Here is a 6523-nt window from a genome sequence, read left to right as displayed (position 1 = left end):
ACTTGTCGATCGTCTGTTGGTGATACTGGTTTGCAAAGAGGTCATTCTTAATGGCGCTGCGTTTCTTCATGGTGGTTAGCTCAGTAGACCAGCTTCCGATAACTTTATCAGCAAAATCAAACTCGGCTTAGGTTTTTCGAGGTGCCCAACTATGGCGACCAAATAAAACGTGCAGTAACCCAATATGTTCCTGCATCAACATTTAAAATTGTTAATGCCTTAATTGCTTTAAAAAATCAAAAAGTGACTATTAACGAAATTTCTAAATGGGATGGACAGCCCAGATATCTTAGTAGTTGGAATAAAGATATGAATATGCAAGAAGCAATGAAATTATCCGCTGTCCCTGTATATCAAGAGATTGCAAAACGTACGGGTCTGGCAATAATGAAAAAAGAACTTTATCGTTTGCACTACGGTAATAGAAAAATAGGCAATGATGTTACCAAATTTTGGTTAGACGGCCCATTAAAAATTAGCCCGCAAGAACAAGCCCAATTTATTTATAAATTAGCCAATAAACAACTACCTATTGATAAAAGCATTCAAAGTGAAGTAGCTAATATGCTACTTATCAAACAGACTGCCAATATTAAAATTTATGCTAAAAGTGGCTTAGCCAATATTAATGGTGAGCGTACCGGCTGGTATGTTGGATGGGTGGAAAACGCTGACGGTAAAATAAAAAGTTTTGCCCTCAATGTCGCGATCTCAGATGATAAAGCAGTGTCAAAACGCGAATCATTGACTTTACAGTGTTTAGCAAAATTAAAAATTATTTAAAAAATTACTAATCGGAATACTAAATTATTCTGATTAGTAACAAATAGATAAATAAAAGGTTGCTCACATTGCACGCTATTGCGTTTTATTCTAGAGTGAGAAATTAATACTCCGTGCAGGCAAATTTTCTGGTATCAATTTTTTAGCCATTAAGTCGATTAGTTGGTGTTGATTTGACCATACAGACTCAATAATTTGCATAACCCATGGAGAAATCTGTGAAGAAAGTCGATAAAAAACCCATTTCCCTTCCTTACGATTTTGTAGCAACCCACTCTTTTTTAACATGGCTAAATGACGAGATATTTTAGTTTGTGGTTGCTCAAGTGCAATACAAAGATGATAAACACAAAGCTCCCCCATTTCTCGCAAAAGTACTACGATCCTAAATCTTGTTTCATCAGACAAATTTTTAAAAAACTGCAATGACTGTAACTCCATCTCTAATTTACCTCTAACCGGTTATATTTTCAGTAATAGAATGTTAGGATCAGCTCACTATCCCTGAGATAGAACAACGCCAACAACTAGCTTTACAAAAAACAATCACTAAAACTTCTTGTAAGATCTAAAACAGCACAAAAATTCATATCATCATGATTTTTTGATTAAAGGGCGCAACATACGTTGTAAAATCACAGTGCTAACTAACAATATGCAAACAATGGTAATAAAAACAACAACAAAAGAAGTATCAAAGGCTTTACTCGCTTCCATTATCAATATCTGAGCCTGATCTTTATCCATCGTTGATGCCGTGCTTAATGCTTCATCGATACTGTCATAAACTCGCGCATCAATTGTTAGCTGTTCGGGAACAAAAAGAGTATAACTATAAATTGCCGTCATCATGCCGCCCAATATGGTAACGCCTAATACACTACCCAGCTCATAAGCAACGTCTTCAATAGAAGCTGCCATACCGGACTTTTCATCAGGCGCATTGAGCATAATTGTGGTAGATGCAGCGGTAAATACCATTCCCATACCGATACCAATCATGAATAAATTAATCAACAACAAAGTAATAGCGCTCTGATAGAACAGGATCATCCCTATTACCCCAACCAGCGTTAATATAAAACCTACCACGGTCGTTAATCTCTCGCCAAAACGAGGTAACAGTAAACAGGTCAATGGTAATGCAAGCACGGAACCAATTGGTATTGGAAGGATACAAAGCGCAGCTTGTAATGGTGTGAAACCAAGTACTAACTGTAAGCGTTGACTTAAAACTAATTCAATGCCAACAATTACACTCATAGTAATAACGGCGATAATTACTCCCGCTGAAAACAATCGATTACTGAATAAAGAAAAATCAATCATCGGTTGCGATTGTTTGCGCTGGCGTAATACAAAAAACAGCATAAAGATGACGCCAATCAAGGCAGCAGCACAAAATTCAAGTAAAGAAAAATTGGGTTTGCTTAACTCTTTTAATGCATAAATCAGCCCAACTAAACCGACTAAAATTAATAATGAGCCTAAAAAATCAATAGCACGTTTGTTTGTTCCACCACAATTTGGGATCAAACTCACTGAAAAAGGTAGCACCAACATAACAACAGGCACATTAATTAAAAATACCGATCCCCACCAAAAATATTCCAGTAATAAACCACCTACTAAAGGTCCAACCGCAGCGCCACCAGCAGCAACCGCTGACCAAATACCAATCGCTAGTGATCGTTCTTGAGGCTCAGTAAAAATATGACGAACAATTGATAAAGTTGCTGGCATCATCATCGCGGCACCAAGCGCCAAAAAGACTCTAGCAGCAATCAAACTTTCTGCATTAGGCGAGAATGCAGCACAAAGTGAAGCTAATGCAAAAAGCGGTAAACCAATGATCAGCATTTTCTTATGACCAATGCGATCACTTAGCATACCCGCGGCTGGCAATAATCCGGCAACCACCAATGGATAAGCATTGATAATCCACAATTTCTCAGATGCGTTGGCATGGAGTTCATGGGTTAAAGTAGGCAATGCTGTATAAAGCACTGTCATATCAATGACAATTAAGAAAAGAACACTAGAAATTAAAAGGAGCGCAATCCATCTGCGATTATCATGAGTATTAACCATAAAAAATCTCTATTTAGAAAAAAATATGTAGTATGTTTATCTGCCATAATGTTAACGTTAAGCTTACGATATTAATCCATACGTATGTATTTTAAAAGAGGTTTTATTTAATGGGGCGTCAAAGAAGTATAGATAGAGATAAGGTATTAGATGTAGCCGAAAATATTGTTCACCAACAAGGTGTCAGCGCACTGACTATCGATGCGGTGGCGAAAGCAATGGGAATTTCCAAAGGAGGGGTTCAGTATTGTTTCGGTAATAAAGAAGCCCTGATTGATGCAATGTTTGATCGCTGGGAAAAAGCTTACAATGAAATCTTTTTTCAACAACTTACGCAGGATAGTTCAGCCGAAAATCAGGTAATAGCGCACATGAAAGCAACCTACCATTTTGAGCAAACGTCTAATACTAAAGGTGCAGGTTTAATGGCTGCATTACTGCAAACACCAGAATATCTTAATAGTACTCGTGAGTGGTATCGTGAACGTATCGCTAAGTTAGATACTTCAACCGAAGTGGGGAGACGTGCTCGGCTTGTCTTTTTTGCTACAGAGGGGGCATTTATTTTACGTGCTTTCGGATTCATGAATATTGATCAGCAAGAGTGGGATGAAATTTTCACTGATATCAAAATGTTTTTATCAGCTAAAATATGAAAATAAAAATTAAATACTATAAAGATAGAGAATATTTAAAGATATATTTTGACGATCATATGTTTATTCAGACATATCTCTGAATATTCCAAAAATATAGTTAATTTGTCTATATATATAATCATTATATATATTTAATTGATCTCTGATAATAAATATTGATAATATGCTATAGTCATATAAATTTAGGGAAAAATTATGATTATAGATCGCGCATTATCTACCGAACTAAATACTGAAATAAAACTTATTAATAATAACAATTCAAGTATTATAAATAATATCATTAATGACCCTGAAAATTATGTTAGTTTTACTGACAAAGGTAAATTATTATTATCAATAATAACATTAGGGATAAGCCATGTTGTAATACGTTTAATTGAAGATCACAGAAAAGAAAAATCAAGAGCTGAATGTATTGCAATAACTAAAAATTTATTATCTTCCCTCAACAGCATTGAAAATCAGCAATCTGAAGAAAAAGTAATATTCATATCTTTACCTAAAGGTGAAAGATTAAAATTAACACAAAGATTTTCTAATAACGAAAACAGATACGAAACTATTATCGAATATAAAAAAGTTCGTGTTTTTCACTTGGGTCAATATAATGAAAGTAAATCTTATGTTAATAAGACTTTTGAGGAAATAAAAAAACTTTTAGTGAGTGATATTTTGGCGCATGAATATGATTATACTTATAAAGATGAATCTCTTTTGACTATAGCCAAAAATATAAAGCAAAAATTAGATGATAATATAAATAATAAAGAACATAATAGCGTTGTGTTAAAAATAAATAACCCTAATGAACCAATAATATATAACCAAAAAAGTATTGGTGCTAAACTGAGAGAAACCTATCAAGAGGGTTATACTAGTTTAACTTTTATTGAGAAAAAAAATAATTTTACTAATAAAAAACATTTAATATTAGGCATCGTTTCACCATCTAAGCAAGTTTTCTTATTAAGCCCAGCCAGCGGTGATGATAAAAATATTTATTACGATACCAATATAAGATATGTTAAATTAAATTTAACTTCTAAAACTATACTTGATAGCCGTGAAAAAAGAAATGAATTAATAAAAGAATTTTATGAAAGCCTAATAACTAAATTAGAAAATGTACCAGCTAATAGTGTATGTATTGAAAATATAATAAAATCCCTTTGCCCAACATGTAAAATTAGTACTATCACGCAAAACCTTAATAAAAAAGAAAAGGCAGCATTTTTAGAAAATATTAATCATGGCGTTTTAGAGCAAACTGATGTTATTGATGATAGCAAAAAATTACTGCAAAAATTAATTGCAACTAAAAAAAGTCAGCCAGAAGTCTCCAGCACAACAAATACATTAACGTCTTTAGTCACAAAAAAACAAAATTATAGTGAGGCATTAAATCCATTTCGTGAATAATTTAAATAACAGTTTAATATAGATAATATTCTGTATCAAAGACAGAAATCTAACTGAATAAAAAATAATTAAAAAATTATCTTTTATTAGATGGTTTTTATTTTACTAATAAATATATTTTTGATTGCATTTACGAAAATAGATATAAAAAATATTTTTAATTAAAAATAAAATTATATTAAACATATAAATTTAACTTAATAAAACAACAAGCACAATCACCAATAATTATAATTTAACCAAATAATCGAATATGAAAAAAATTAAATCATTTTTATAATACATAACAATTTTACAATTCATATAATTTAGAAGATGTTAATAATTTTATTCTAAGTTTTTGCTGATTATATTAAATAATCAAAACCAACACTAAGGTTTGACTGATTTTTTGAGGATATTATGGATATAAGCTTTTCTCTACCAAAAACAACATCATTAACAATTAGTGATAGCAAGTTTAATCAGATTTTGGCGGCTAATAGCTTAAATGAAGCAACCAAAATAAAAAACGTATCCGATTTTATTGATTCCATAATGGATTGGTTTAAAGGTGGCGTCAGACGCCAAAAAATAGAACAACTGTTTGAAACCATTCAAGATGTAAAAAATACTGATGTTTCTAACCCCGAATCAACTCGGTTGGAAAAATTTATCCAACTTAGAAAACTGGCACTTCCCAAACATTACAATCAATTTAAATCACGAGTTTCGCACAGGCATATAAAATTCTAAAAATGGCTTAAAAGCAATGATTAATCTGCAAGTTACTAAAAAAAATAAATTTTCTTAAATTACAATAAGTTGTATTTGATTTATAAGGTTTTGACTATTTATATATCATGCTGAATTAAACTTAAAAATAGAGCGTTTTTTTATTGGTGCGAAACTCGTGTAAATTAGAAATTACGCCAAAAGATGCCAATGACGACTGGGGATATAAATTAAAAGTAGGCAACTTTACCTTATATCAATGTGATAAAATTTATGAAAAAACAAAAAATATTAATGAGAGAGAACAATTAGCTGATTTTCATGTTAAAAATATCTGTATGAAATTAGAGGAAGCACTTTCTGTCGAAAATACCGATACCAAGCAACTATTAGATTTCTCTATTAGAAGATATTCAGGAGGTAGTAAGCGTGTTGCTTAATAGTGAAATAAGGGTGTTTCGGTGATTGAAGTAAATTTTACGCTGTTGGGCACCTCGAAAAACTCAAGATTTTCAATTAACCCTTGGCTTTCATTCTAAATAATTAGATTTTTTTTGATTATCACGTTACTGATTCTATCGCACATTGCCCTGGCTAGGGCCATTTGACCCATTCTGGGCGTCAGAAAGCCACGATGCACGCGCTCTGGAAGTACGCCAACCGCTTTAGGTTGTAACATGCTGCCATCATCGTCATGGCAAAATTAGCGCGCACCTGTCCAATGGTGCGGATCAGTTTTCTACCCATTTGTTCCATCGCCGCAAATGCATGTTCAACCCGTGCCCTAGTCTTTGCAATCCTGTGGTTTCGCCCTTGCTGAGTCTTGGACAACGGTTTGTTTCGATGGCCTTTAC

At 32.9% G+C, this 6523-nt stretch carries 8 protein-coding genes; 5 read left to right on the top strand and 3 right to left on the bottom strand.

Annotated elements, in window-relative coordinates; all coding sequences use genetic code 11:
• Positions 1-141: 141 nt before the first annotated feature.
• Positions 142-783: a class D beta-lactamase gene (gene blaOXA / locus CBG25_RS10695; protein ID WP_290606573.1), complete on the top strand. Its 642-nt coding sequence runs from the start codon at positions 142-144 to the stop codon at positions 781-783.
• Between the two features lie 90 nt (positions 784-873).
• On the opposite strand, the gene CBG25_RS10690 is transcribed toward blaOXA, so the two are convergent.
• On the bottom strand, positions 874-1224 hold the full coding sequence (locus CBG25_RS10690; protein WP_290606571.1) for a metalloregulator ArsR/SmtB family transcription factor: 351 nt from the start codon (positions 1222-1224) through the stop codon (positions 874-876).
• 153 nt (positions 1225-1377) lie between these two features.
• Entirely contained in the window at positions 1378-2874 is a 1497-nt protein-coding gene (locus CBG25_RS10685; RefSeq protein ID WP_290606569.1) for an MFS transporter, read from the bottom strand.
• A 110-nt stretch (positions 2875-2984) separates the two neighbouring features.
• Between CBG25_RS10685 and CBG25_RS10680 the strand changes: the two genes are divergently transcribed.
• The 4 genes from CBG25_RS10680 (at position 2985) to CBG25_RS10665 (ending at position 6109) form a co-directional block, all read left to right on the top strand.
• The gene (locus CBG25_RS10680) at positions 2985-3530 is read left to right on the top strand and encodes a TetR/AcrR family transcriptional regulator (RefSeq protein WP_290606567.1); all 546 of its coding nucleotides are present in this window, start codon (positions 2985-2987) and stop codon (positions 3528-3530) included.
• Between the two features lie 198 nt (positions 3531-3728).
• Complete coding sequence (locus tag CBG25_RS10675; protein WP_290606565.1) at positions 3729-4955, top strand: hypothetical protein; 1227 nt, start codon at positions 3729-3731, stop codon at positions 4953-4955.
• 402 nt (positions 4956-5357) lie between these two features.
• Positions 5358-5690: a hypothetical protein gene (locus CBG25_RS10670; RefSeq protein ID WP_290606563.1), complete on the top strand. Its 333-nt coding sequence runs from the start codon at positions 5358-5360 to the stop codon at positions 5688-5690.
• Positions 5691-5836: 146 nt separating this feature from the next.
• Entirely contained in the window at positions 5837-6109 is a 273-nt protein-coding gene (locus tag CBG25_RS10665; RefSeq protein WP_290606561.1) for a hypothetical protein, read from the top strand.
• Between the two features lie 181 nt (positions 6110-6290).
• Here CBG25_RS10665 and CBG25_RS10660 read toward each other — a convergent pair.
• Positions 6291-6523 (bottom strand): transposase (locus CBG25_RS10660; protein ID WP_290604297.1); only part of this gene is annotated, 233 nt, incomplete at its 5' end.

Origin of the sequence: Arsenophonus sp. ENCA (genome assembly GCF_002287155.1) — a bacterium.
Classification (GTDB): Bacteria; Pseudomonadota; Gammaproteobacteria; order Enterobacterales; family Enterobacteriaceae; genus Arsenophonus; species Arsenophonus nilaparvatae.
Note: the sequence above shows the minus strand (reverse complement) of the source record. Positions and strands in the feature narration are given on the sequence as shown.